Source organism: Streptomyces sp. BK239 (genome assembly GCF_004217285.1).
Classification (GTDB): Bacteria; Actinomycetota; Actinomycetes; order Streptomycetales; family Streptomycetaceae; genus Streptomyces.
Map to the genome: position 1 here is coordinate 1,157,455 of NZ_SHKS01000001.1, position 23,322 is coordinate 1,180,776.

Below are 23,322 nucleotides of genomic sequence, written 5' to 3' on the forward strand. Positions count from 1 at the left end.
CTGTGCGGAGGCCGCCTGTCTGGGCAGGCCGGTCAGGGGGCGGGGAAGGGGCGGCGGGGCAGCCACCGCAGTTCCGCGGCCGTGCGCAGCATCGGTGCCACCGGGGCGTGCGCGCCGACCGCGAGGTCCTCGTACAGCCGGGTCCGCCCGTCCAGGAACCGCAGCAGCCGCGTCACGGGCACGCGGTCGAACAGCCGGCAGAAGAAGTCCGGGCCGTCGACGCGGCCGGTGTCCAGAGCGCGCAGGAGGACGGCGTCCATCATCCGCGCGCGCCTCGGGTGGGGCGGCGGTGGAGCGGGACGGCGGCCCGCGCGGACGGCCCGGGCGACGGCCTCTGTCTGCCGCTGGATGGCGGCGAAGGTGTAGCCGGTGGAGGGACGTGTGCAGCCGCCGGCGACTCCGATGCGGAACACCGTGGGTGCGGCGCGGGCGGTGAGGACGGCGTCGGTCATGGGGATCACCCCTTGTTCCGTGGCCAGTACCTGCACCGGGCCGATGCCGAGCACGTGGTGCATATAGTGCTCCAGCGCGGTGTCATAGGCGTCGGCGGTCAGCGGCGCCGGGCCGAACTCGGTGTACTCGACCAGGGCGGTGTGGCGGCTGGTGGGAAGGACGTACCCGAAGGACAGTCCGCGCGCCGGCTGAGGTGTGCGGAAGTCCATCAGTTCGGCCACGGCCGGGTCGAACACCGGCCGCCTGGTGCGGACGAACCAACCGCGGAAGTGCTGAAGCAGGTGGGTGCGGGCGGCGGGCAGGCGGTGCAGGGGCCGGGAGTCGAACACCCAGCGGGCCGCCAGATCGACCCGGGCACCTGAGGCGTCCGTGGCTCGCACGTGCGTCGGGCCGCCGGCACGGAACGCCAGGTCGTGAACGGTGGCCTCGATCCGTCGGATCCACGGCCGCTGCGCCAGGTCGTCCGCCACCAGCGCCTCGAAGTCGTCGGAGCGGATCATCTTGTAGCGCAGGGGTGCGATGGGGCGCAGCACGGGCGTCCCTCGCCGGCTGTGGATGCGCAGCCATTCCCAGGAGGCCGTCACCGCGGAGTGGTAACGGCCTCGGTCGGCTTCCCAGAAGCACCAGGTCCGCGGCGGTGCCCGCAATGGACCGGCCGGCGCGTCGACCAGGACGGCGGACACCGCCTGCCGCCGGACCGTGTTCCTCGGCAAGCGGTGCGCCAGGGACAGTCCCGCGGCCCCGCCACCGACGATGACGATGTCCGACTCGACCACTCCTCCTCCGTTCCCGCGCCCGCTCTCCACCGGCCCGCGCCGGTGCCGTCCGCCGCGTCGGCCGGTCCGCACCGACGCCCTCCGCCGCGTCGTCCACCGGGGTCAGCCGGCTGCGCTGGAGTATTCCGGCCCGGCTCCGCCCCCGGATGCGTGCCACGCTGGCCCGCTTTCCGACGGGTGCCCGCCGAACGGGTGGTGGCGGAGGCCATTCGGTGCCCCGCCGCGGCAGACCGGCCGCGACGGGGAAGGCATCGGGGCGTCCGGGTTCCAGGCGTGGGCGGCCGGGACGCGGGCATGCCCGCGTCCCGGCCGCGCGGTGCGGGAGACACCTTCTCCCGCTGCACCGGCACCAGGAAGCGCGCTGCCGGGCGACCGGCTTGCGGTGTACCGCGCGCCCCGCGCTTCCCCGTGCCACGGCGGCGCATCCGAAGCGCTGTGTGCGGCCGAACCACCCCACGACGTCCCCCTGCCTACGAGAGGAAACGGGATGCTCTCCAGCGGAGCCAACGACGTCTCCGACGGGACCCGGCAGCCGCCGCTCACCCCCGCCGGCGCCCGCCCGGGGCCGTTCGCGTCGCACCCGGCGGCCGTGGACGCCGACGTGTCCGCCGCCGTCCGGCGCTGCCTGGAGCAGATCATCGGCGAGCGCCTCGCCCACTGCCGGACGCTCGACACCGTCTTCGGCGACGACCTGGCCGCCCGGCTCGCCGTCTTCACCCTGCACGGTGGCAAGCGGGTCCGCCCCCAGCTGTTGTGGTGGTCCTTCCGCGCCGGCGGGGGAGAGGCCCGGCACACCGCGGCTGTGCTGCGGATCGCGGCGGCCCTCGAACTTCTGCAGACGTGCGCACTGGTGCAGGACGACGCGATGGACGGCTCCCCCCTGCGCCGCGGCCGCGCCGCGCTGCACACCGACGTCGCTCACCAGTACCCCGAGGCCGGCCCGGACTTCGCGAAGGCCGCGGCGGTCCTCGTCGGCGACCTGGCCCTGGCGTGGGCGGACGACGTCGTCGCCGGTACGCCCCTGCCGGCGCCGATGGCCGACGCCGTACGGGAGATCTGGCGGGTCATGCGCACCGAGATGGTCGCCGGGCAGTACCTCGACCTGCACGGCCAGGTGACCGGGATGCCCTCCGCGGCCCGCACCGTACGGATCGCCTGTCTGAAGAGCGGGATGTACTCGGTCGAACGGCCGATGGTCCTCGGTGCCGCGCTCGCCGGGGCCGATGCGCGGACCACGGAGATCCTGTCGGCGGCCGGACGCTGCGCAGGCATCGCCTTCCAGCTCCGTGACGACCTGCAGGGAGTGTTCGGAGCACCCCGCGCCACCGGCAAGCCCTCGGGCGACGACATCCGGCAGGGCAAGCCGACCCACCTGGTCGCCGTGGCCCGGGCCAGGGCCTGGACCGACGGCGACACCGAGGCGCTGGCCGTGCTGGACGACTGTGTGGGGGCCCGTCGGCTGACCGAGGACCGGCTCGCCGAGGTGCGGCAGGTGCTGGAACGCACCGGAGCCCGCGAGGCGGTGGAACGCCGGGCGGAGCGGCTCGGCTTCCGCGGCCTGCGGCGGCTGGCGGAAGCCGCCCTGCCGGAGCCTGCCGCCGGGCGGCTGCGGGAGCTGCTGCGCGCGGCGGCCGGCTGCGGGCCCGGCCCCCGCACCAGAGCGGTGGACGACGGGGGCGCACCGCTGGGCGCCGGAAAGAGGCGACGATGAGGACGGTGCGCGGCCGGACGGACCACGTCGTGGTGGTGGGAGCGGGCCTTTCGGGCCTGTCGGCGGCCCTGCACCTGCTGGGTTCCGGCCGCCGGGTGACCGTCGTCGAACGCGACGCCCTCCCCGGTGGCCGAGCCGGACGACGCGACCTCGGCGGCTACCGCATCGACACCGGACCGACCGTCCTGACGATGCCGCAGCTGGCCGACGAGGCGTTCGCGGCGGTCGGCGAGCGCCTCGCCGACCGCGTCGACCTCGTCCCCCTCCACCCCGCCTACCGGGCCTGCTTCGCCGACGGAAGCACCCTCGACGTCCACACCGACGCCGCCGCGATGGAGGCGGAGGTCGAGCGGTTCGCCGGAGCCCGGGAAGCGGCCGGCTACCGGCGGCTGCGCCGCTGGCTCCACCAGCTGTACGCGGTCCAGATGCGCAGGTTCATCGACGCCAACTTCGACTCCCCGCTGGGCCTGCTGACGCCCGACCTGGCGCGGCTCGCCGCGCTGGGCGGTTTCGACCGGCTGGACACACGCATCGCCCGGTTCCTGACCGACGAGCGCCTCCAGCGGGTGTTCTCCTTCCAGTCCCTGTACGCCGGCGTCGCACCGTCGCGCGCACTGGCCGCGTACGCCGTCATCGCTTACATGGACACGGTGGCCGGCGTGTACTTCCCGCGCGGCGGCATGCACGCCCTGCCCCGTGCCCTGGCCGCCGCCGCTGCCGACGCCGGTGCCGAACTGCGCTTCGGCCAGGAGGTCACGCGCCTGGAGCGGCGGGGCGACCGGATCACGGCGGTGTGCACCGAGCAGGAGCGCATCCCGTGCGACGCGGTCGTCCTCACTCCCGACCTCCCCGTCGCCCACCGGCTGCTGGGCCGTGGCCCGCGTCGCCCGGTCCGCCTGCGCTACGCGCCGTCGGCCGTCGTCCTGCACGTCGGCACCACCCGCACCTGGTCACACCTCGCCCACCACACGCTGTCCTTCGGCTCCGCGTGGCGGCGCACCTTCGAGGAACTGACCAGGACGGGCAGCCTGATGACCGACCCGTCCCTGCTGATCACCCGCCCCACCGCCGACGACTCCGGCCTGGCGCCCCCGGGACGGCACCTGCACTACGTTCTGGCCCCCTGCCCCAACACCGAGGTCGGGATGCCGGCCGCGGCCTGGGACGGGCTCGCCCCCCGCTACCGGGACAGCCTCCTGGCCACCCTGGAGCGCCGGGGAATGACCGGTATCGCCTCAACCGTCGAAGAGGAGTGCCTGGTGACACCCGCCGACTGGACTGCGCAGGGCCACGCCGCCGGCACGCCCTTCTCAGCCGCCCACACCTTCGCCCAGACCGGCCCGTTCCGCCCTCGCAACCTCGTGCGCGGCGTCGACAACGTCGTCCTGGCGGGCTGCGGCACCACCCCCGGCGTCGGCGTACCGACCGTGCTGATCTCCGGCAGGCTAGCCGCGGCACGGATCACCGGATCCACGTCCCCGAGCCGCCCGCCGCAGCGCCCCGCGCCCCCGCGGGGGGCGGAGCGATGAGCCGGCGCGAACTGGACGCCGCCGGCATCACCGACCCGGCCCTGCGCGCCGCCTACGAGCGGTGCCGACGACTCAACGCCCGCCACGGCCGCACCTACTTCCTGGCCACCCGGTTGCTGCCCGCGGCGCGCAGACCCGCCGTGCACGCGCTGTACGGCTTCGCCCGGTGGGCCGACGACATCGTCGACGACGTGGGCGGACCTGCCGCACCCGCGCAGCGCGCGGCAGCCTTGGACCGGCTGGAGGCACGGCTGCGGCAAGCGCTCGACGGGGCCCCGCCGGCCGGTGAACCGGTCGTCCTCGCCGTCGCCGACACCGCCTCCCGCCACGCCATCGCCCCGGCCCACTTCACCGACTTCATGGCGTCGATGCGCAGCGACCTGACCGTCGGCGCGTACGCCACCTACGACGACCTGTACGCGTACATGCACGGTTCCGCCGCGGTCATCGGACTGCAGATGCTGCCCGTGCTCGGCACCGTCGTGCCCCGGGACGAGGCGGCGCCGCACGCGGCCGCGCTGGGGGTTGCGTTCCAGCTCACCAACTTCTTGCGCGACATCGGTGAGGATCTGGACCGCGGCCGGGTCTACCTGCCCGAGGACCTGCTCGCCGCGCACGGCGTCGACCGGGACCTGCTGCGCTGGAGCAGAAGCACCGGCCGCCGGGACCGGCGCATCACAGCCGCTGTGCGGGCCGGGGAGGACATGACCCGGGCCGTCTACCGGAAGGCCGCGCCGGGCCTCGCCATGCTGGACCCGGTGGCGCGGCCCTGCATCAGGACCGCCTACGTGCTCTACGGGAGCATCCTCGACGCCATCGCCGACGACGGGTACGCGGCGCTGCACCGGCGCGCGGTGGTCTCCCGGCACCGGCGCGCGGTGGTCGCCGCCGACGGACTCACCCGGGTCGCCGCCGCCCGGCTCGCCGCTCGCCGCAAGAGCGGGCAGTCCCCCGTCACCGTGACCAGGTCGTGCCCCATCCCCGTCGAGGAGAGCGGATGACCCCCGCCCCGAACCCGCGCAGGGCTCGTCATCCGCTGAGTCTGCGCCGCCGCGCGGTGCGCTGGGAGCACCAGTCGCCCACGTGGCGGCACGCCCGGCCCGCCGTCATCGCGGGAGCGCTCAAGCGCGCCCTGGCCCGCCCGTCGGGCAACTGGTTCGTGGTGGGCGCGACCGCGGACGTCCCGCTCACCCGCCCGCTGGCGGTCAGCGTCGCGGGCACGGAGGTCGTCGTCTGGCGCGACGCGCGCGGGCGCCTGGTGGCCGGCCCCGGCCGGTGTCCCCACCTGGGCGCCCCGCTGGCGGACAGCCCGGTGCGCTGTGGCACCCTGGTCTGCCACTGGCACGGTCTGTCCCTCAACGGATCGGAGTACGCCGGCTGGGAGCCGCTGCCCGTCCACGACGACGGCGTGCTGGTGTGGGTGAGGCTGGACGCGGTCGGCCGTGAGGAGCCGACGCCCGCTCCGGTGGTGCCGGTCAGGCCCGCGCTCCCGCAGTCCCTCTACGCGGTCTGGACGGGCGTCGGGACCTGTGAGCCGAGGGACGTCGTCGCCAACCGCCTCGACCCCTGGCACGGCGCGTGGTTCCACCCTTACTCGTTCGTCGACCTCACCGTCGTCCGGGCCCCCGGCAACGGGACGCAAGACGACACCTTCGTCGTGGACGTCTCCTTCCGCCTCGCCCGGCGGATCGTGGTGCCGGTGCGCGCGGAGTTCACCGCTCCCGAGCCGCGCACGGTGCTCATGCGCATCACCGACGGTGAGGGAGCCGGGTCCGTCGTGGAGACCCATGCCACCCCCCTCGGCCCGGACGAACTGGGTCGGCCCCGCACCGCCGTCGTGGAAGCCGTCTTGGCCACCTCCGAGCGGCCCGGCTTCGCCCTCGCCCGCGTCCTGGCCCCGGCCCTGCGCCCCCTGCTGCGCACGGTGGCGGGCCGCCTCTGGCGCGACGATCTCGCCTACGCCGAGCGGCTTCGCGACCTGCGGGAAAGCGATCGGTGACCCGGCTGACCCTGGGCGTGCCGATACTCCCCGAACGCCACACCACCAGTGCGTCCTCGCAGGCGAACCAGCGCGCGAAGCGGCAAGGCGGTCAGGGCCATCGTCCGGCACCGGCACATGTGTCACCGCTCCCGGTGACGCGGTGGCACACGGTGCGGCGAGGAGCACACCGGTCGATCTCGGCGCGGTCGGCCGACAGCGAGCACGGGTGGTCTCCAGGCCGTCCATCAGTGAGTTGAACTCTTCCGGACGTGTTGTCCGACCAGGACCCCCCGGGAACACCACAGCACGCGCCGATACACGAGGTCACGGCGGCGCGTAAACCTGCGGGCCGTGCCCTCTTCAGTGGTGGCGCGGGCGAGGCAGCAAGGCGAACGCGCTCTCCGCTATCGAGGTTAGGCGGTCGGGGCTGTGGCCGTACGCGCCGACGACATCGCTGCCGCGGATGATGGTCAGCAGAAGGTATGCGAGGTCTTCGGGATCCGCGTCGGGGTCGATGTCGCCGTTGCGCTGTGCCGCTCGCACACAGTCGGCCACCGCCGCCCGGACCACGGAGAAGCATTCGCTGGCCAGGCGTTTCACTTCGGGGTCGGAGGCGCCGATCTCCAGGGCCATCTTGGCGGCGAAGCAGGCCGACCCCGCCCGGTCGGAGGCGGGGGGTACGTCGGCGGCGAGTGGTACCCCGTGGACGGCGCGGAGCAAGTACTGGTGCAGTCGTTCCAGGGCGCCCTCGTCCGGTCCGTCGAGCATTTTGCGCGGACCCTGCGCCAGCCGGGCGAAGTAGCCGGTCATAGCCTCCAGCAGCACGCCGTGCTTGCCGTCGAACGCGCCGTAGAGGCTGCCGCGGCCCAGGCCGGTGGCGGCACTGATGTCGTCGACGCTCGTGCCGTTGTAGCCCGCGGTGCGGAACTGCCGCTCGGCGGCATGGAGGACGTGGTCGCGGTCGAAGCTTCGTGGTCTCGCCATGCACAGAAGGTAAAGCCGACCGACCCTTCTTGACAACTCAGTACAGAACTGCCTGGCTTCCGGCCGAGCCCGTGATCACCCAGAAGCCCAAACTCGACATTCCACACGTCGTCGCGGTGAGCGAGGGGCGACCCGTCGTACTTGACAACTCAGTACAGAACCGCCTAGGTTTCTGACTGTTCAGTCCATAACGGTCCTGAGTTCACCGGACAGGCCGTCTGGACGCCTGGCGCGACCGAGGGCAACCCATGCCGTCGAACTTCGCGCCGTCCGGCATGGCGATGCCTTGCAGGCGTCCCGAGCAAACCGGGGCCGGACTCTCCACCACAGCCCACGACGGTCGTCGACCACTTCCCGGGCTTCCTGAACAGCTGACCCCTGCAATCACCCAGAACTCGAAGGACTGATCGAACCATGACTGACAAGGACAAGCAGGAGGCCACGGCTGTGACCACTCCTCCGTACGCGAGCGACGCACTGGCCGAGGGGACCGTCGACGCGGTGGTGATCGGCGGGGGCGCCGCGGGCTTGAACGGTGCACTGATCCTCGCCCGCTCCCGCCGCTCGGTCGTCGTGATCGACAGCGGCTCCCCGCGCAACGCGCCCGCGGAGGCCGTGCACGGCTTCATCGTCTTCGACGGCACCCCGCCGTCCGAGATCCTTCGACGGGGCCGGGAGCAGGTGCGCCAGTACGGCGGACGCGTCATCCACGGCGAGGTGGTCTCGGCCGAGTCCGCCGCCCCGTCGGCGGACGGGGACCTGCGGTTCACCGTCACCCTGGCCGACGGCCGCAACATCACCGCCCGCCGCATCCTGGTCGCCACCGGCGTGAAGGATGTGCTGCCACAGGTGCCCGGGCTCGCCGAGCACTGGGGGCACAGTGTGGTGAACTGCCCGTACTGCCACGGCTGGGAGGTGCGCGACGAGCCCATCGGCATCCTCGCCACCGGCCCCGCCTCCATCGGCCACGCGTATCTGTTCCGTCAGCTGACCGAGGACCTGACCTACTTCACCCGCGAAACCGACCTGGACGAGGACAGCCGCGCCCGCTTCGCCGCCCGCGGCATCCGCGTCATCGACACCCCGGTCACCGAGGTCGTCAACGACGAGGACGGCGCCCTCGCCGGGGTGCGCCTGGCCGACGGCCAGGTCGTGGCCCGCCGCGTCCTCGCGGTCGTCACGCAGATGCAGGCCCGCACCCAGGGCCTGGAAGGTCTGGGCCTGCCGATGCAGGACCTGCCGACGGGCCGCGGCTTCGCCTCCGGCCTGGCCGGCGCCACCGAGGTGCCGGGCGTGTGGGTGGCCGGCAACGCCACCGATCCGGTCGCCCAGGTCGGGGCCTCCGCAGCGGCCGGCGCACTGGCCGGCGACTACATCAACAGGATGCTGGCCACCGCTGACACCGACGCGGCCCTCCAAGGGATCGCCGAGGCAAGCCCCCACGGGGCCACAGGATGATCTCGAAGCCCTGAGATCTCAGTCCGTCGCCCGCTCCCCTCACGGGCAATTAAGTGATTCCGCTCGTCCGCCCCGTCCCTCTCAGGAGCTACTGATGCCCTTCCTTGCACATACCCCCGTGGAGAAGATGACCGGGCCTTACGCGCGGCGCTGGTGGGCGCTGCTCGTGCTGTGCCTGAGCCTGCTGATCACGGTGATGGCGAACACGTCGCTGATCGTCGCCGCCCCCGACATGACTACCGACCTGGGCCTGAGCAGCAGTGATCTGCAGTGGGTCGTCGACTCCTACACCGTTCCGTACGCGGCGCTGATGCTGGTGCTGGGCGCGATCGGCGACAAGTACAGCCGGCGCGGCGCGCTGGTGCTGGGTCTGCTGATCTTCGCCGGCGGTTCGGTGATGGGGAGCATGGTCGACGAGACCTCGCTGGTCATCGTGGCCCGCGCGATCATGGGTGTCGGTGCCGCGGTCGTGATGCCGGCCACGCTGTCCCTGGTGGTCGCGACCTTCCCCCGGAGCGAGCGGGCCAAGGCCATCACCGCCTGGGCCGCGACCTCCGGGGTGGCGGTAGCCGTCGGCCCGCTGGTCTCCGGCTGGCTGCTCGAGGACCACGCCTGGGGCTCGACCTTCCTGATCAACGTGCCGATCGCCGTCCTCGCCGTGTTCGGCGCGCTCGCCCTGGTACCGCCGTCCAAGGCGGAGGGCATGGGCCGGATCGACTACGTCGGTGGTCTGCTGTCGATCGTCACCGTCGGCTCCCTGATCTACGCCGCCATCGAGGGCCCGCACTTCGGCTGGGGCGCCGGCCCCGGCACCGCCGCCGTGGTCGCCGGTGCCGGTCTGGCCGCCTTCGTCGCCTGGGAGCTGCGGCACCCGCACCCGATGCTGGACGTCCGAAAGTTCGCGCTGCGGCCCTTCAGCGGCTCGATGCTCGCGGTGATGTTCTTCTTCTTCGGCATGTTCGCCGTGCTCTACTACTCGACGCAGTTCCTGCAGTTCGTCCTCGGCTACGGCGCCCTGGACACGGGCCTACGGCTGCTGCCGCTGGGGGGTGCGGTGTTCCTCGGGTCCGCGCTGACCGGGATGCTCACCCCGAAGCTGGGGGTGAAGGTGATGGCCGTGACCGGCCTGGCCATCGGCACGACGGGCATGTTCCTGCTCACCCAGATCGACAAGGGGTCGACGTACGGGGACTTCCTGGTGCCGCTGATGATGCTGGGCCTCGCGCTCGGACTGGCCATCTCCCCGGCGACCGACACGATCATGGGCTCCTTCCCCGAGTCCGAGCTGGGGGTCGGCGGCGGTGTCAACGACACCGCGCTCGAGCTGGGCGGGGCGCTGGGCATCGCGGTGCTGGGCTCGCTGCTGGGCACGGCCTACCGGGACGAGCTGACCGACCTGGTGGGCAACCGGCTCCCGGCTGAGGCGATGGAGACCGCCAAGGACTCGGTCGGCGCCGGCCTGGCCGTCGCGGAGCGGGTTGGGCAGGATCCCTCCGCCGGGCCCCAGCAGGCCCAGGCCGCCGTGGACGCCGTCCACCAGGCCTTCGCCCACGGAGTCGCCCAGACCAGCCTGATCGGCGGGATCATCATGGCCGCCGGAACCCTGATCGTCCTCGCGGTTCTGCCGGGCCGGCGCGGCTTCGCGAAGCAGAGCGCCGAGCCGGGGACCGGGACGACGGCGAGCGACGCGGCCACTGTGCGGGAGCACAGCGGGTCCACTCGCTAGATCGCCGACGGGGCGTCCACCGGATCGCCCCAGCGACGGGCACCGCCTCCGCCGGGTCGCCCGCCAGGCGGGGCAGGCAGGAGCCCGGCGGCGCGAGACGCGCACGGGGCGGGCGTGGTCACGGTCCACGGCCACGCATCCTCTGTCGGCACACCTCAACGTCCTTGGCCTCCGCGCCGCCCCGGGGCTCTCCTGCGGGGCGGCCCGGAGGCCAAGAGTCTGAGGTGACAGCGGCGGTCGCAGCCCGCTCGAGCGCGGCCTCCAGCTGCGTGCGGGTGTTTCGGGCCCGCAGTACGGCTGGGAGCCGAAGGGATGGATTGCGGAGAAGTAGAGGTTCCGCCGCCTGCCAGGTGAACCCGGCCCGGCAGACCGCAGCCCGTGCAACAGTCCCCCTGATCATGGCGGTCACCGCTGCCACCGTCCGTGGGGCATGACCCTCCCGAGCGCGGAACGGGCCTGAATGCGCGACCGCCCCGCTTCGGTTTCGAAGCAGGGGCGGTCGTCGTCGGACGGTCACCAGCCTCGTGCGCGCCACTCCGCGAGATGGGGCCGCTCGGTGCCGATGGTGGTGTCGTTGCCGTGGCCGGGATAAATCCAGGTCTCGTCCGGAAGGACGTCGAACAGCTTGGTCTCCAGGCCGTTCATCAGGGAGTTGAACTCCGCGGCCTGTGTTGTCCGGCCAGGCCCCCCGGGGAAGAGGCAGTCGCCCGTGAAGACGTGGGGGTGCCCGTGCGGGTCGTCGTAGACGAGGGCGATCGAACCCGGGGTGTGCCCGACGAGATGGCGCGCGGTCAGTTCGACGCGTCCCACCCGGATGACGTCGCCGTCGTCGACCGGCACGTCCGTCGGCACGGGGATGCCCCCGGCGTCCTCGCGGCCGGCGTACGTGCGCGCGCCCGTGGCCGCGACCACGTCGGCCAGCGCCTGCCAGTGGTCGCCGTGCTGATGGGTGGTGACGACGGACGCGATGCCGTCGTCACCGATCATGCCGAGCAGGGTCCGCGCCTCGTTCGCCGCGTCGATCAGCAGTTGCTCGTCCGTGGCCCGGCACCGCAGCAGATAGGCGTTGTTGCTCATCGGACCGACCGCGATCTTGGTGATCATCAGGTCCTTCAGCTCGTGCACGTCCGCCGGGCCGCCGACCCGCACCTCTCCGCTGTACGTCATGTCGGCAGCCTATAGCGGGGGAAGCGCCGGAAGACTTCCGCCGGACACGGTCAGCGCGGCTCCGTCGCGGCGGCCGGCGAGCCAGCCCAGGAGGTCGGCCGGGGCGCCCGTGACGGCCGTCTCCGGGGCGTCGCCCGGCCGGCCGGTGCGCCACGCGCGCGTGCCGTCCGTCAGGCGCGTCGGCGGCACGTCGGGGTGGCCGGCGAACCGGTCCGCGAGGAAGCCGGTCTCCCGCTCCGTGAACTCCTCCGGCAGGTCCTCCAACTCGTACCCGATCCCGAGGTCCACGTGGTGCAGCTCGACCTCCACCCACCGCCGGAAGGGCAGCCGGGACGCGGAGTCGGTGACGCCGTTGCGCAGCTCCACCGTGCGCGACCAGTCGCCGGGCACGCCGGCCGCCTCCTGGAAGCGGGCCGCGCTCTCCCGCAGGTCGGTGAGGTGCGCCTCCAGCGGGCGCGGGGCGTCCCGCTCGATGTCGGCGTCGCGGGCGGCGGCGTCGACGTACATGGGGCGGCCCGCCAGGACGTTCACCAGGGCGTCCGCGTTGCGGGAGAGGTGGGCGAGGACATGGCCCCGGCTCCAGCCGGGCAGACGGGACGAAGTCGCCACGGACGCGTCGTCCAGCTTGGCGACCGCGGTCAGCAGCCGCTCCGTCGCGTCCTGTACACACAGCAGGTCATGAGCGTGATCAATCATGCTGCTGACCCTAGTCCCGCCACCCTTCCGGGTGAAGGAGGCGGAGAGCGCCCGTAAATCGAATGTGCGTGCTATATGGTCGGAGGCGACGTCGGGCATGCTGGAGAGCCGGGGATTGTTGTGAACCCATGCATCCCGACCGGCGTTGTCAGTGGCTCCCCCTAGTCTGAGAAGGACGGGGGCCCCGCCCCTGTCACTTCTCTCAAGAAAGGTGCGGACCGGCGTGGCCGACCGTCTCATCGTCCGTGGAGCGCGCGAGCACAACCTCAAGAACGTCTCGCTCGACCTCCCGCGCGACTCGCTCATCGTCTTCACGGGCCTGTCGGGGTCGGGCAAGTCCTCGCTGGCCTTCGACACGATCTTCGCCGAGGGCCAGCGGCGCTACGTGGAGTCGCTCTCCTCGTACGCCCGCCAGTTCCTCGGCCAGATGGACAAGCCCGACGTCGACTTCATCGAGGGCCTCTCCCCGGCCGTCTCCATCGACCAGAAGTCGACCTCGCGCAACCCCCGCTCCACGGTCGGCACCATCACCGAGGTGTACGACTACCTGCGCCTGCTCTTCGCGCGCATCGGCAAGCCGCACTGCCCCGAGTGCGGCCGCCCGATCACGCGCCAGTCGCCGCAGGCCATCGTCGACCGGGTCCTGGAGCTGCCCGAGGGCAGCCGCTTCCAGGTGCTCTCGCCGCTCGTGCGCGAGCGCAAGGGCGAGTTCGTCGACCTGTTCGCCGACCTGCAGACCAAGGGCTACTCCCGCGCGCGCGTGGACGGCGAGACCGTCCAGCTGTCCAGCCCGCCCACGCTGAAGAAGCAGGAGAAGCACACCATCGAGGTGGTCGTCGACCGTCTCACCGTGAAGGACAGCGCCAAGCGCCGGCTCACCGACTCCGTGGAGACCGCCCTCGGCCTGTCCGGCGGCATGGTCGTGCTCGACTTCGTCGACCTCCCCGAGGACGACCCCGAGCGCGAGCGCATGTACTCCGAGCACCTGTACTGCCCCTACGACGACCTGTCCTTCGAGGAGCTGGAGCCGCGCTCCTTCTCCTTCAACTCGCCCTTCGGCGCCTGCCCCGAGTGCAGCGGCATCGGCACGCGCATGGAGGTCGACGCCGAGCTGATCGTCCCCGACGAGGACAAGTCCCTCGACGAGGGCGCCATCCACCCCTGGTCGCACGGCCACACCAAGGACTACTTCGGCCGGCTGGTCGGCGCCCTCGCCGACGCGCTGGGATTCCGGACGGACATCCCCTTCGCCGGCCTGCCGCAGCGCGCCAAGAAGGCGCTCCTGCACGGCCACAAGACCCAGATCGAGGTCCGCTACCGCAACCGCTACGGCCGCGAGCGCGTGTACACGACGCCCTTCGAAGGCGCCGTGCCCTTCGTCAAGCGCCGCCACAGCGAGGCCGAGAGCGACGCCAGCCGGGAGCGCTTCGAGGGCTACATGCGCGAGGTGCCCTGCCCCACCTGTGAGGGCACCCGGCTGAAGCCGATCGTCCTCGCGGTCACGATCATGGACAAGTCCATCGCCGAGGTCTCCGCGATGTCCATCAGCGACTGCGCGGACTTCCTGGGCGAACTCAAGCTCGACGCCCGCGACAAGAAGATCGCCGAGCGGGTCCTCAAGGAGGTCAACGAGCGGCTGAAGTTCCTCGTCGACGTCGGCCTCGACTACCTCTCCCTCAACCGCGCCGCCGGCACGCTCTCCGGCGGCGAGGCCCAGCGCATCCGGCTGGCCACCCAGATCGGATCCGGCCTCGTCGGCGTCCTCTACGTCCTCGACGAGCCGTCCATCGGCCTGCACCAGCGTGACAACCACCGGCTGATCGAGACCCTCGTCCGGCTGCGGGACATGGGCAACACGCTCATCGTCGTCGAGCACGACGAGGACACCATCAAGGTCGCCGACTGGATCGTCGACATCGGCCCCGGCGCCGGCGAGCACGGCGGCGAGGTCGTGCACAGCGGCTCCCTGAAGGAACTGCTCGCCAACAGCGCGTCGCAGACCGGGCAGTACCTGTCCGGCAAGAAGGCGATCCCGCTGCCCGAGATCCGGCGCCCCCGGGACCTGTCCCGGCAGCTCACCGTGCACGGCGCCCGCGAGAACAACCTGCGGGACATCGACGTCTCCTTCCCGCTGGGCGTGTTCACCGCGGTCACCGGCGTGTCCGGCTCCGGAAAGTCGACCCTGGTCAACGACATCCTGTACACGCACCTCGCCCGCGAGCTGAACGGCGCGAGGAACGTGCCGGGGCGGCACACCCGCGTGGACGGCGACGACCTCGTCGACAAGGTCGTCCACGTCGACCAGTCGCCCATCGGCCGCACCCCCCGGTCCAACCCGGCCACCTACACCGGCGTCTTCGACCACGTCCGCAAGCTGTTCGCCGAGACCACCGAGGCGAAGGTCCGCGGCTACCTGCCCGGCCGCTTCTCCTTCAACGTCAAGGGCGGTCGCTGCGAGAACTGCGCCGGCGACGGCACCATCAAGATCGAGATGAACTTCCTCCCGGACGTCTACGTCCCGTGCGAGGTCTGCCACGGGGCCCGCTACAACCGGGAGACCCTGGAGGTCCACTACAAGGGCAAGTCCATCGCCGACGTGCTGAACATGCCGATCGAGGAGGCCACGGAGTTCTTCGAGGCCGTCCCGGCGATCGCCCGCCACCTCAACACCCTCAAGGACGTCGGCCTCGGCTACGTCCGGCTCGGCCAGTCCGCGACCACCCTGTCCGGCGGTGAGGCCCAGCGCGTCAAGCTCGCCAGTGAGCTTCAGCGCCGCTCCACCGGCCGTACGGTCTACGTCCTGGACGAGCCGACCACCGGTCTGCACTTCGAGGACATCAGCAAGCTCCTCAAGGTCCTCTCCGGTCTGGTCGACAAGGGCAACACGGTCATCGTCATCGAGCACAACCTCGACGTGATCAAGACCGCCGACTGGGTCGTCGACATGGGACCCGAGGGCGGCGCGGGCGGCGGCGTGGTCGTCGCCGAGGGCACGCCCGAGCAGGTCGCCGGCGTCCCGGCCAGCCACACCGGCAAGTTCCTGCGCGAGATCCTCGCGCCGGAGAAGATCAGCGACGCCACGCCCTCCGCGAAGGCGCCGGCCAAGAAGACGACGGCCCGCAAGAAGGCGGCGGCCAAGCGATAAGGAGCCCGCGATCCGAGGCGGCCCGTGGGAACTCTTCGCGGGCCGCCGTCCGTTGTCGGCACACCGCCGCGCCCTCAGGGCGTCCGCCGGCCGACACCCCCTACAGTCCGCCCAGTTCGGACGCGTAGGGCGGTTCGGCGCCCGCCCGGGAACAGGTGACCGCCGCAGCGCGGGCCGCGAACCGCAGCAGCCGCTCCCAGCCGTCGCGGCCCAGTGCCGCCACCGCGGCCGGGGACAGCGCGTCGCGCATCGCGAGCCCGTGCAGCAGGGCCGCGTTCACGGTGTCGCCGGCCCCGATCGTGTCCACGACCTCGACCTTCTCGCCCGGCACCGTGTACTCGGCGTACTCGCCGCCGTAGCCGGTATGGGCGGTGAGCCCGTCGCCGCCGTGCGTGACCACGACGGCCGCCGGACCGGCGGACAGCCACTCGCGCGGGGTGCCGCCCAGCCACCGGGCGTCGTCCTCCGACAGCTTGAGCAGGGACACCGAGGGCAGCCAGCTCTTGAAGCGGGCCCGGTAGGCGTCGGCGTCCGGGATCAGACCGGGCCGGATGTTGGGGTCGAGCGCGGTGAACAGCCCCCGCGCCGCCGACGCTCGCATCAGCTCCTCGTACGCGCTCGCGCCCGGCTCCAGGACGAGCGAGCAGGTGCCGAACGACACCGCGCGCGTCCCGGCGGGCAGCCCGGCCGGCGCGGCGAACAGCCGGTCGGCGGTGCCGTCGACGTAGAAGGAGTAGGCGGCCGAGCCCTCGCCGTCGAGGGTGGCGACGGCGAGGGACGTCGGTTCCGGGCCGCGCCGCACCGGCGAGACGTCCACGCCCGACTTGCGCAGCCGGCCGAGCAGCGCCTCGCCGAAGGCGTCCCGGGAGACGCGCGAGCAGAAGGCGGTCGGCGAGCCGAGCCGGCCGAGGGCCACGGCCGTGTTGAACGGGCCGCCGCCCGGCGCCGGTTGCAGCGCCGCGAGGGCGCCCGTGCCCTGCGGCACCAGATCGATCAGGGCCTCACCGGCGACGACGATCACAGGGTGGTCTCCTTCCACTAAGGGCTCGGTGGCGTCAGCGGCTCAGGGACCGGCGGGGCGAGGGCTCGCTCACTCCCAGTCCCAGCCGATGCCCAGCATGCCCGACCGTACCCGCGGCTCGACGAGGTGGACCGAGCGGTGCCGGTGACTGAACGGCAGCTCCTGACGGCCGCTGCGCGGGGCGGCGGGGGAGTGCCGGGAGAAGCGGTGGCAGCGGACCGGCAGCGCGTCCTCGGCGAAACGGACCTGGAGGGCGTACTGACCGCCCGGCGCGTCGAAACCGCGGACGTACTCGCGGCACGCCCCGGCGGTGCCGTCCTGCACGCCGTAGCGGAAGAGGAAGGTCTCGCCGGCCCGCAGCCGGGTGTCGAAGAGGAGCTCGGCCACCAGGACGCCGGTGTCGTGGTGGCGGCGGATCCGGCCGGTGCGGCAGTTCTCCAGGGCCTGCACCGCCATCCGGTCCGGGACGCAGCCGGGGTCCCCGTGGTGGACGGCGACGAAGCGGTCCACGCCGTCGCGGTGGGCCCGCACGATGTGCTGCGACTCGCGCCCGAGCAGCTCGCGGCGTCCGCCGATCCGGACCCGCTCGTGGTGGCCGAGCGTGTGGAGACCGTCGTCGAGAGGGCACTGGAGTTCGACGAACAGCTTCTCCAGGACGTCCGAGGCCGCCATGAGCGCCCGGTAGGAGCGTCCCGCGGGCTGCCCGGCGGCCAGATCCGCGCCGGTTTCCGTGAGCAGCCGGATCAGCGACTCCTCCGGCAGCCGCAGGATCTCCTCCAGCGCGCGCACGGCCCGCAGGGACTCCGGGCGCTGCGGTCGGCGAGCGCCCTGCTGCCAGTAACTCAAACTGGTGACGCCGACCTTGACCCCGTGCCGCGACAGATGGTGCTGCACACGCTGCAGGGGCAGCCCCCGGGCCGCGATCGCGGCCCGCAGGGCGACGTGGAAGGGGCCGCCCCGCAGGGCCGCTTCCAGATCCGCCACGGCGTCCGCGGCGGTGGACTCGGCGTCGGCGTCCACGTGCTGAGGGGCATGCGGCATGCAGGGGCCTTTCTGTGAATGCGCACGACGGCTGGTCAGACCGTTCGCGTGGGTGGCCGGGCACCCCAGGAGGGCGCGGGACGCCTTCACATCCGTAGGGCGTGCTTCACCACCCGAGTTCCCCCGCATTGAAGCGTGTTGACCAAGCCCCGACAACACCTGAGCGAAGGAACGTGACGCACCCGCCGCGGTTGTCCACAGCCCGGCCGGACTGTCACCGCGCGCCAGTAGGGTGTGAGACATGGCCGACCCCTCCAGCTACCGCCCCAAGCCGGGACAGATCCCGGACTCCCCCGGGGTGTACCGGTTCCGCGACGAGCACCGCCGGGTGATCTACGTCGGAAAGGCGAAAAGCCTGCGCCAGCGCCTGGCGAACTACTTCCAGGACCTCGCGGGCCTGCACCCGCGCACCCGCTCCATGGTCACCACGGCGGCGTCCGTGGAGTGGACGGTGGTGTCCACGGAGGTGGAGGCGCTCCAGCTGGAGTACTCGTGGATCAAGGAGTACGACCCCCGCTTCAACGTCAAGTACCGCGACGACAAGAGCTATCCCTACCTCGCGGTGACGATGAACGAGGACTTCCCGCGCGTGCAGGTGATGCGCGGCCACAAGAAGAAGGGCGTCCGGTACTTCGGCCCGTACGCGCACGCGTGGGCGATCCGCGACACCGTCGACCTCCTCCTGCGCGTCTTCCCCGTCCGCACGTGCTCCGCGGGCGTCTTCAAGAACGCGTCCCGGACCGGCCGCCCCTGTCTGCTCGGCTACATCGGCAAGTGCTCAGCGCCCTGCGTCGAGAGGATCTCCGCCGACGACCACCGGGACCTGGCCGAGGAGTTCTGCGACTTCATGGCCGGCCGCACCGGCGCCTACCTGCGGCGGCTGGAACAGCAGATGGCACAGGCGGCCGACGAGATGGAGTACGAGCGGGCCGCCCGCCTGCGCGACGACATAGAGGCCCTGCGCAAGGCCATGGAGAAGAACGCGGTCGTGCTCGCCGACGCCACCGACGCCGACCTGATCGCGGTCGCCGAGGACGAGCTGGAGGCGGCCGTCCAGATCTTCCACGTCCGCGGCGGACGGGTGCGCGGCCAGCGCGGCTGGGTCACCGACAAGGTCGAGGAGATCACCACCGGCGCCCTCGTCGAGCACGCCCTCCAGCAGCTCTACGGCGAGGAGTCCGGGGACGCGGTACCCAAGGAGGTCCTGGTCCCCGCGCTGCCCGACCCGGTGGAGCCGGTGCAGGAGTGGCTGACCGGGCGGCGCGGCTCCGCCGTCTCGCTGCGCGTTCCGCAGCGCGGCGACAAGCGGGCCCTGATGGAGACCGTGGAGCGCAACGCCCAGCAGGCCCTGGTCCTGCACAAGACCAAGCGCGCCTCGGACCTGACCACACGCTCGCGCGCCCTGGAGGAGATCGCCGAGGCCCTCGACCTGGACAGCGCCCCGCTGCGGATCGAGTGCTTCGACATCTCCCACTTGCAGGGGGACGACGTGGTGGCCTCCATGGTCGTCTTCGAGGACGGACTCGCCCGCAAGAGCGAGTACCGGCGCTTCCAGATCAAGAGCTTCGAGGGACAGGACGACGTCCGGTCCATGCACGAGGTGATCTCCCGCCGCTTCCGGCGCTACCTCGCCGAGAAGGAGCGCACCGGCGAGTGGGCCGACGGCGACCCCGCCCTCCCCGACGGCGCCCTCACCGAGGAGGACGGCCGCCCCAAGCGGTTCGCCTACCCGCCCCAGCTCATCGTCGTCGACGGCGGGCAGCCGCAGGTCGCGGCCGCCCGCCGGGCCCTCGACGAACTCGGCATCGACGACATCGCCGTCTGCGGCCTCGCCAAGCGACTGGAGGAGGTCTGGCTGCCCGGCGACGACGACCCGGTCGTCCTGCCCCGCACCAGCGAGGGCCTCTACCTCCTCCAGCGCGTCCGCGACGAGGCCCACCGCTTCGCCATCACCTACCAGCGCTCCAAGCGCGCCAAGCGGTTCCGCGCCGGCCCCCTGGACGATGTGCCGGGCCTCGGCGAGACCCGCAAGCAGGCCCTGGTCAAACACTTCGGCTCGGTGAAGAAGCTGCGCGCCGCGACGATCGAGCAGATCTGTGAGGTGCCCGGCATAGGCCGCAAGACGGCCGAGACGATCGCCGCCGCCCTCGCCGGGGCGGCACCGCCCGCGCCCGCCGTGAACACGGCCACGGGAGAGATCATGGAAGAAGGGGAACCCGGTGACACGACGGGTCCCCCCGGGGAGCCCGTCGCCGCGGGCGTCCCGGAAGAACGACGGGGGCAGGAGACATGACCGAGCACGACGCACACCCCACCAGCGGACAGGAACAACCCCCCACGCCGGCGCCGCCGGCCCCCGGACAGCCGCCGCGGGCCCCCCAGCAGGACCCCAGCGCGTCCGGCGCGCGACCCGACCCGCACAATGCAGGTCACGACGACGCCGAACAGCAGGCGCGTCAGGAAGACGGAGCACAGGTGAGCACGGACGTCACACCACCCGGGATCCCCGACGCGGCCATCCCCGAGCTGGTGATCATCTCCGGCATGTCCGGGGCCGGCCGCTCGACGGCGGCCAAGTGTCTGGAGGACCTCGGCTGGTTCGTCGTCGACAACCTCCCGCCCGCCCTGATCCCCACCATGGTGGAGCTCGGCGCCCGCTCCCAGGGCAACGTGGCGCGGATCGCCGTCGTCGTCGACGTCCGCGGCCGGCGCTTCTTCGACAACCTCCGCGAGTCCCTCGCCGACCTGGAGTCCAAGAGCGTCACCCGGCGGATCGTCTTCCTGGAGTCCTCCGACGACGCCCTGGTGCGCCGCTTCGAGTCCGTGCGCCGCCCGCACCCCCTCCAGGGCGACGGCCGCATCGTCGACGGCATCGCCGCCGAACGCGAGCTGCTGCGCGAGCTGCGCGGCGACGCCGACCTGGTCATCGACACCTCCAGCCTCAACGTGCACGAACTGCGCGCCAAGATGGACGCCCAGTTCGCCGGCGAGGAGGAGCCCGAGCTGCGGGCCACCGTGATGTCCTTCGGCTTCAAGTACGGCCTCCCCGTCGACGCCGACCTGGTCGTCGACATGCGCTTCCTGCCCAACCCGCACTGGGTCCCCGAGCTGCGCCCCTTCACCGGCCTGAACGAGGAGGTGTCGGCGTACGTCCTCAACCAGCCCGGCGCCAAGGAGTTCCTCGACCGGTACGCCGAGCTGCTCCAGCTCGTCGCCGCGGGCTACCGCCGGGAGGGCAAGCGCTACGTGACCATCGCGGTGGGCTGCACGGGCGGCAAGCACCGCTCGGTCGCCATGTCGGAGAAGCTCGCCGCGCGCCTCGCGGCCGAGGGCGTGGAGACGGTGGTCGTGCACCGGGACATGGGACGGGAATGACGGGACGCACTCCGCGGCTCGGCCGGCTGCGCAGGACGGCGTCCGAGGGGCGGGTGAGCCGACCGGCCGAGGCCCGGGGCGGCAGACCCCGCCGCCGCGGCGCCCAGCCCAAGGTCGTCGCGCTCGGCGGCGGGATGGGCCTGTCGTCCTCCCTCGCCGCGCTGCGCCGGATCACCGGCGACCTCACCGCCGTCGTCACCGTGGCCGACGACGGCGGCTCCAGCGGGCGTCTGCGCGACGAACTGGGCGTCCTGCCGCCCGGCGATCTGCGCAAGGCGCTGGCCGCGCTGTGCGGCGACGACGACTGGGGCCAGACCTGGTCCCGGGTCATCCAGCACCGCTTCCAGTCGCAGGGCGAGATCAACGGCCACGCGGTCGGCAACCTGCTGATCGTGGCCCTGTGGGAGCAGCTCGGCGACCATGTGCAGGCGCTGGACCTGGTCGGCCGGCTGCTGGGCGCGCACGGGCGTGTGCTGCCCATGTCGGCCGTCCCGCTGGAACTCCAGGCGCTGGTCAAGGGGCACGACCCCGAGCGCCCCGACGACGTGGACACCGTGCGCGGACAGGCGACCGTGGCGCTGACGCCCGGCGAGGTGCAGTCGGTGCACCTCGTGCCGCACGACCCGCCGGCCGTCCCTGAGGCGGTGGAGGCCGTCCTCGACGCGGACTGGGTCGTCCTCGGGCCCGGCTCCTGGTTCTCCTCGGTCATCCCGCACCTGCTGGTGCCGGAGCTGCTGGACGCGCTCACGCAGACCAAGGCGCGCCGGGTACTCTCGCTGAACCTCGCACCGCAGCCGGGAGAAACCGACGGCTTCTCCCCGCAGCGTCATTTGGAGGTTTTGGGACGACACGCCCCTAAACTCGCCCTGGACGTGGTGCTGGCCGACGAGGCCGCCGTGCCCGACCGCGACTCTCTCACCGACGCCGCCAAACGGTTCGGGGCCGCGGTGGAGCTGGCGCCGGTGGCCCGGCCCGACGGAACTCCGCGGCATGATCCGGAGCTGCTGGCCGCCGCGTACGACCGTATTTTTCGGATGCATGGAAGGATCGGCCCATGGCGATGACGGCAGCGGTGAAGGACGAGATCTCCCGGCTCCCCGTCACCCGTACCTGCTGCAGAAAGGCGGAGGTCTCCGCCATCCTGCGGTTCGCCGGCGGCCTCCACCTGGTGAGCGGTCGGATCGTGATCGAGGCGGAGCTGGACACCGCGATGGCGGCCCGCCGGCTCAAGCGGGACATCCTGGAGATCTTCGGCCACAGCTCCGAGCTGATCGTGATGGCGCCCGGCGGTCTGCGCCGCGGCTCCCGGTACGTCGTACGGGTGGTCGCGGGCGGCGACCAGCTGGCCCGGCAGACCGGCCTGGTCGACGGGCGGGGCCGCCCGATCCGCGGTCTGCCGCCGCAGGTGGTCTCGGGGGCGACCTGCGACGCGGAGGCGGCCTGGCGCGGGGCGTTCCTCGCGCACGGCTCGCTCACCGAGCCCGGCCGGTCCTCCTCCCTGGAGGTCACCTGCCCCGGGCCGGAGGCCGCGCTCGCGCTCGTCGGCGCGGCCCGCAGGCTGTCCATCGCGGCGAAGGCCCGTGAGGTGCGCGGCGTCGACCGGGTGGTCGTCCGCGACGGTGACGCGATCGGCGCGCTGCTGACCCGCCTCGGCGCGCACGAGTCGGTGCTGGCCTGGGAGGAGCGCCGGATGCGCCGCGAGGTGCGCGCCACGGCGAACCGGCTCGCCAACTTCGACGACGCCAACCTGCGCCGGTCCGCCCGCGCGGCGGTGGCCGCCGGGGCCCGGGTGCAGCGCGCGCTGGAGATCCTCGGCGAAGAGGTCCCCGAGCACCTCGCGGCGGCCGGCCGCCTGCGCATGGAGCACAAGCAGGCCTCACTGGAGGAGCTGGGCGCGCTCGCCGACCCGCCGCTGACCAAGGACGCCGTCGCCGGCCGCATCCGCAGGCTGCTCGCCATGGCCGACAAGCGCGCGTCCGACCTGGGCATCCCGAGCACGGAGGCCAACCTCAGCGAGGAACTGGCCGACAACCTGGTGGGCTGACCACCCTTCGGCCGCCCGCCGCCCGCCGCCCGCCGCCCGCCGCCCGCCGCCCGCCGCCCGCCCTGGCACCACGCCCCGTTACGCCGCCGCAGGCCCCCAGGGGCGGTGGGCCCCACGAGCGGAGGCCGTACGGGCGGCGTCCCCACCAGCGGAGGGCCTGACGGGCGGTGGCACACCGGCGAAGGGATTGCCCGGTGCGGACGGCTCCACCTGCG

The 23,322-nt window shown here is 72.7% G+C and carries 17 protein-coding genes; 11 read left to right on the plus strand and 6 right to left on the minus strand.

Features of this window, described 5'->3' with window-relative positions; all coding sequences use genetic code 11:
* Positions 1-32: 32 nt before the first annotated feature.
* A complete protein-coding gene (locus EV567_RS05070) occupies positions 33-1,229 on the minus strand; it encodes a lycopene cyclase family protein (protein WP_130437348.1) in 1,197 nt (398 codons plus the stop codon).
* A 487-nt stretch (positions 1,230-1,716) separates the two neighbouring features.
* Between EV567_RS05070 and EV567_RS05075 the strand changes: the two genes are divergently transcribed.
* The 4 genes from EV567_RS05075 to EV567_RS05090 are packed head-to-tail and all read left to right on the plus strand — an operon-like array spanning position 1,717 to position 6,468.
* A complete protein-coding gene (locus EV567_RS05075; protein ID WP_130437349.1) occupies positions 1,717-2,940 on the plus strand; it encodes a polyprenyl synthetase family protein in 1,224 nt (407 codons plus the stop codon).
* On the plus strand, positions 2,937-4,469 hold the full coding sequence (gene crtI / locus EV567_RS05080) for a phytoene desaturase family protein (protein WP_130437350.1): 1,533 nt from the start codon (positions 2,937-2,939) through the stop codon (positions 4,467-4,469). Before EV567_RS05075 ends, crtI begins: the two co-directional genes overlap by 4 nt.
* Positions 4,466-5,470, plus strand: a complete 1,005-nt coding sequence (locus EV567_RS05085; RefSeq protein WP_130437351.1) for a phytoene/squalene synthase family protein — start codon at positions 4,466-4,468, stop codon at positions 5,468-5,470. The genes crtI and EV567_RS05085 overlap by 4 nt, the downstream gene beginning before the upstream one ends.
* On the plus strand, positions 5,467-6,468 hold the full coding sequence (locus EV567_RS05090) for a DUF5914 domain-containing protein (protein WP_130437352.1): 1,002 nt from the start codon (positions 5,467-5,469) through the stop codon (positions 6,466-6,468). Before EV567_RS05085 ends, EV567_RS05090 begins: the two co-directional genes overlap by 4 nt.
* A gap of 342 nt (positions 6,469-6,810) precedes the next feature.
* Here EV567_RS05090 and EV567_RS05100 read toward each other — a convergent pair whose 3' ends face one another.
* The gene (locus tag EV567_RS05100) at positions 6,811-7,434 is read right to left on the minus strand and encodes a TetR/AcrR family transcriptional regulator (RefSeq protein WP_130437353.1); all 624 of its coding nucleotides are present in this window, start codon (positions 7,432-7,434) and stop codon (positions 6,811-6,813) included.
* 414 nt (positions 7,435-7,848) lie between these two features.
* On the opposite strand from EV567_RS05100, the gene EV567_RS05105 reads away from it, so the two are divergent.
* Positions 7,849-8,892: an NAD(P)/FAD-dependent oxidoreductase gene (locus EV567_RS05105; RefSeq protein WP_130437354.1), complete on the plus strand. Its 1,044-nt coding sequence runs from the start codon at positions 7,849-7,851 to the stop codon at positions 8,890-8,892.
* Positions 8,893-8,986: 94 nt separating this feature from the next.
* Entirely contained in the window at positions 8,987-10,618 is a 1,632-nt protein-coding gene (locus EV567_RS05110) for an MFS transporter (RefSeq protein ID WP_130437355.1), read from the plus strand.
* 513 nt (positions 10,619-11,131) lie between these two features.
* On the opposite strand, the gene EV567_RS05115 is transcribed toward EV567_RS05110, so the two are convergent.
* A complete protein-coding gene (locus EV567_RS05115) occupies positions 11,132-11,785 on the minus strand; it encodes an MBL fold metallo-hydrolase (protein WP_130437356.1) in 654 nt (217 codons plus the stop codon).
* Positions 11,786-11,794: 9 nt separating this feature from the next.
* Positions 11,795-12,481, minus strand: coding sequence for a maleylpyruvate isomerase family mycothiol-dependent enzyme (locus EV567_RS05120; RefSeq protein WP_130437357.1), 687 nt, complete (start codon positions 12,479-12,481; stop codon positions 11,795-11,797).
* 223 nt (positions 12,482-12,704) lie between these two features.
* Here EV567_RS05120 and uvrA point away from each other — a divergent pair, with 223 nt between their 5' ends.
* Positions 12,705-15,626 (plus strand): excinuclease ABC subunit UvrA, encoded by a 2,922-nt coding sequence (gene uvrA, locus EV567_RS05125; RefSeq protein WP_130437358.1) that lies wholly within the window; start codon positions 12,705-12,707, stop codon positions 15,624-15,626.
* A 100-nt stretch (positions 15,627-15,726) separates the two neighbouring features.
* On the opposite strand, the gene EV567_RS05130 is transcribed toward uvrA, so the two are convergent.
* Together EV567_RS05130 and EV567_RS05135 are read right to left on the minus strand one after the other, a co-directional pair.
* Positions 15,727-16,647, minus strand: a complete 921-nt coding sequence (locus EV567_RS05130; protein ID WP_130437359.1) for a carbohydrate kinase — start codon at positions 16,645-16,647, stop codon at positions 15,727-15,729.
* 69 nt (positions 16,648-16,716) lie between these two features.
* The gene (locus EV567_RS05135; protein WP_130437360.1) at positions 16,717-17,688 is read right to left on the minus strand and encodes a hypothetical protein; all 972 of its coding nucleotides are present in this window, start codon (positions 17,686-17,688) and stop codon (positions 16,717-16,719) included.
* Positions 17,689-17,929: 241 nt separating this feature from the next.
* Between EV567_RS05135 and uvrC the strand changes: the two genes are divergently transcribed.
* From uvrC to whiA, 4 genes are read left to right on the plus strand one after another with little or no spacing between them, the layout of a single operon-like run.
* Positions 17,930-19,981 (plus strand): excinuclease ABC subunit UvrC, encoded by a 2,052-nt coding sequence (gene uvrC, locus EV567_RS05140; protein WP_130437361.1) that lies wholly within the window; start codon positions 17,930-17,932, stop codon positions 19,979-19,981.
* A complete protein-coding gene (rapZ, locus tag EV567_RS05145) occupies positions 19,978-21,063 on the plus strand; it encodes an RNase adapter RapZ (protein WP_130437362.1) in 1,086 nt (361 codons plus the stop codon). The genes uvrC and rapZ overlap by 4 nt, the downstream gene beginning before the upstream one ends.
* The gene (yvcK, locus tag EV567_RS05150; RefSeq protein WP_130437363.1) at positions 21,060-22,127 is read left to right on the plus strand and encodes a uridine diphosphate-N-acetylglucosamine-binding protein YvcK; all 1,068 of its coding nucleotides are present in this window, start codon (positions 21,060-21,062) and stop codon (positions 22,125-22,127) included. The genes rapZ and yvcK overlap by 4 nt, the downstream gene beginning before the upstream one ends.
* The gene (whiA, locus tag EV567_RS05155; RefSeq protein ID WP_130437364.1) at positions 22,118-23,107 is read left to right on the plus strand and encodes a DNA-binding protein WhiA; all 990 of its coding nucleotides are present in this window, start codon (positions 22,118-22,120) and stop codon (positions 23,105-23,107) included. Before yvcK ends, whiA begins: the two co-directional genes overlap by 10 nt.
* The last annotated feature ends 215 nt before the right edge of the window (positions 23,108-23,322 follow it).

Coding starts and splice junctions, on each gene's coding strand:
- yvcK (WP_130437363.1), top strand. CDS start 21,060: ATGACGGGACGCACTCCGCGGCTCGGCCGGCTGCGCAGGACGGCGTCC.
- rapZ (WP_130437362.1), top strand. CDS start 19,978: ATGACCGAGCACGACGCACACCCCACCAGCGGACAGGAACAACCCCCC.
- EV567_RS05075 (WP_130437349.1), top strand. CDS start 1,717: ATGCTCTCCAGCGGAGCCAACGACGTCTCCGACGGGACCCGGCAGCCG.
- EV567_RS05085 (WP_130437351.1), top strand. CDS start 4,466: ATGAGCCGGCGCGAACTGGACGCCGCCGGCATCACCGACCCGGCCCTG.
- EV567_RS05100 (WP_130437353.1), bottom strand. CDS start 7,434: ATGGCGAGACCACGAAGCTTCGACCGCGACCACGTCCTCCATGCCGCC.
- EV567_RS05115 (WP_130437356.1), bottom strand. CDS start 11,785: ATGACGTACAGCGGAGAGGTGCGGGTCGGCGGCCCGGCGGACGTGCAC.
- EV567_RS05090 (WP_130437352.1), top strand. CDS start 5,467: ATGACCCCCGCCCCGAACCCGCGCAGGGCTCGTCATCCGCTGAGTCTG.
- EV567_RS05110 (WP_130437355.1), top strand. CDS start 8,987: ATGCCCTTCCTTGCACATACCCCCGTGGAGAAGATGACCGGGCCTTAC.
- EV567_RS05120 (WP_130437357.1), bottom strand. CDS start 12,481: ATGATTGATCACGCTCATGACCTGCTGTGTGTACAGGACGCGACGGAG.
- whiA (WP_130437364.1), top strand. CDS start 22,118: ATGGCGATGACGGCAGCGGTGAAGGACGAGATCTCCCGGCTCCCCGTC.
- uvrC (WP_130437361.1), top strand. CDS start 17,930: ATGGCCGACCCCTCCAGCTACCGCCCCAAGCCGGGACAGATCCCGGAC.
- EV567_RS05135 (WP_130437360.1), bottom strand. CDS start 17,688: ATGCCGCATGCCCCTCAGCACGTGGACGCCGACGCCGAGTCCACCGCC.
- EV567_RS05105 (WP_130437354.1), top strand. CDS start 7,849: ATGACTGACAAGGACAAGCAGGAGGCCACGGCTGTGACCACTCCTCCG.
- crtI (WP_130437350.1), top strand. CDS start 2,937: ATGAGGACGGTGCGCGGCCGGACGGACCACGTCGTGGTGGTGGGAGCG.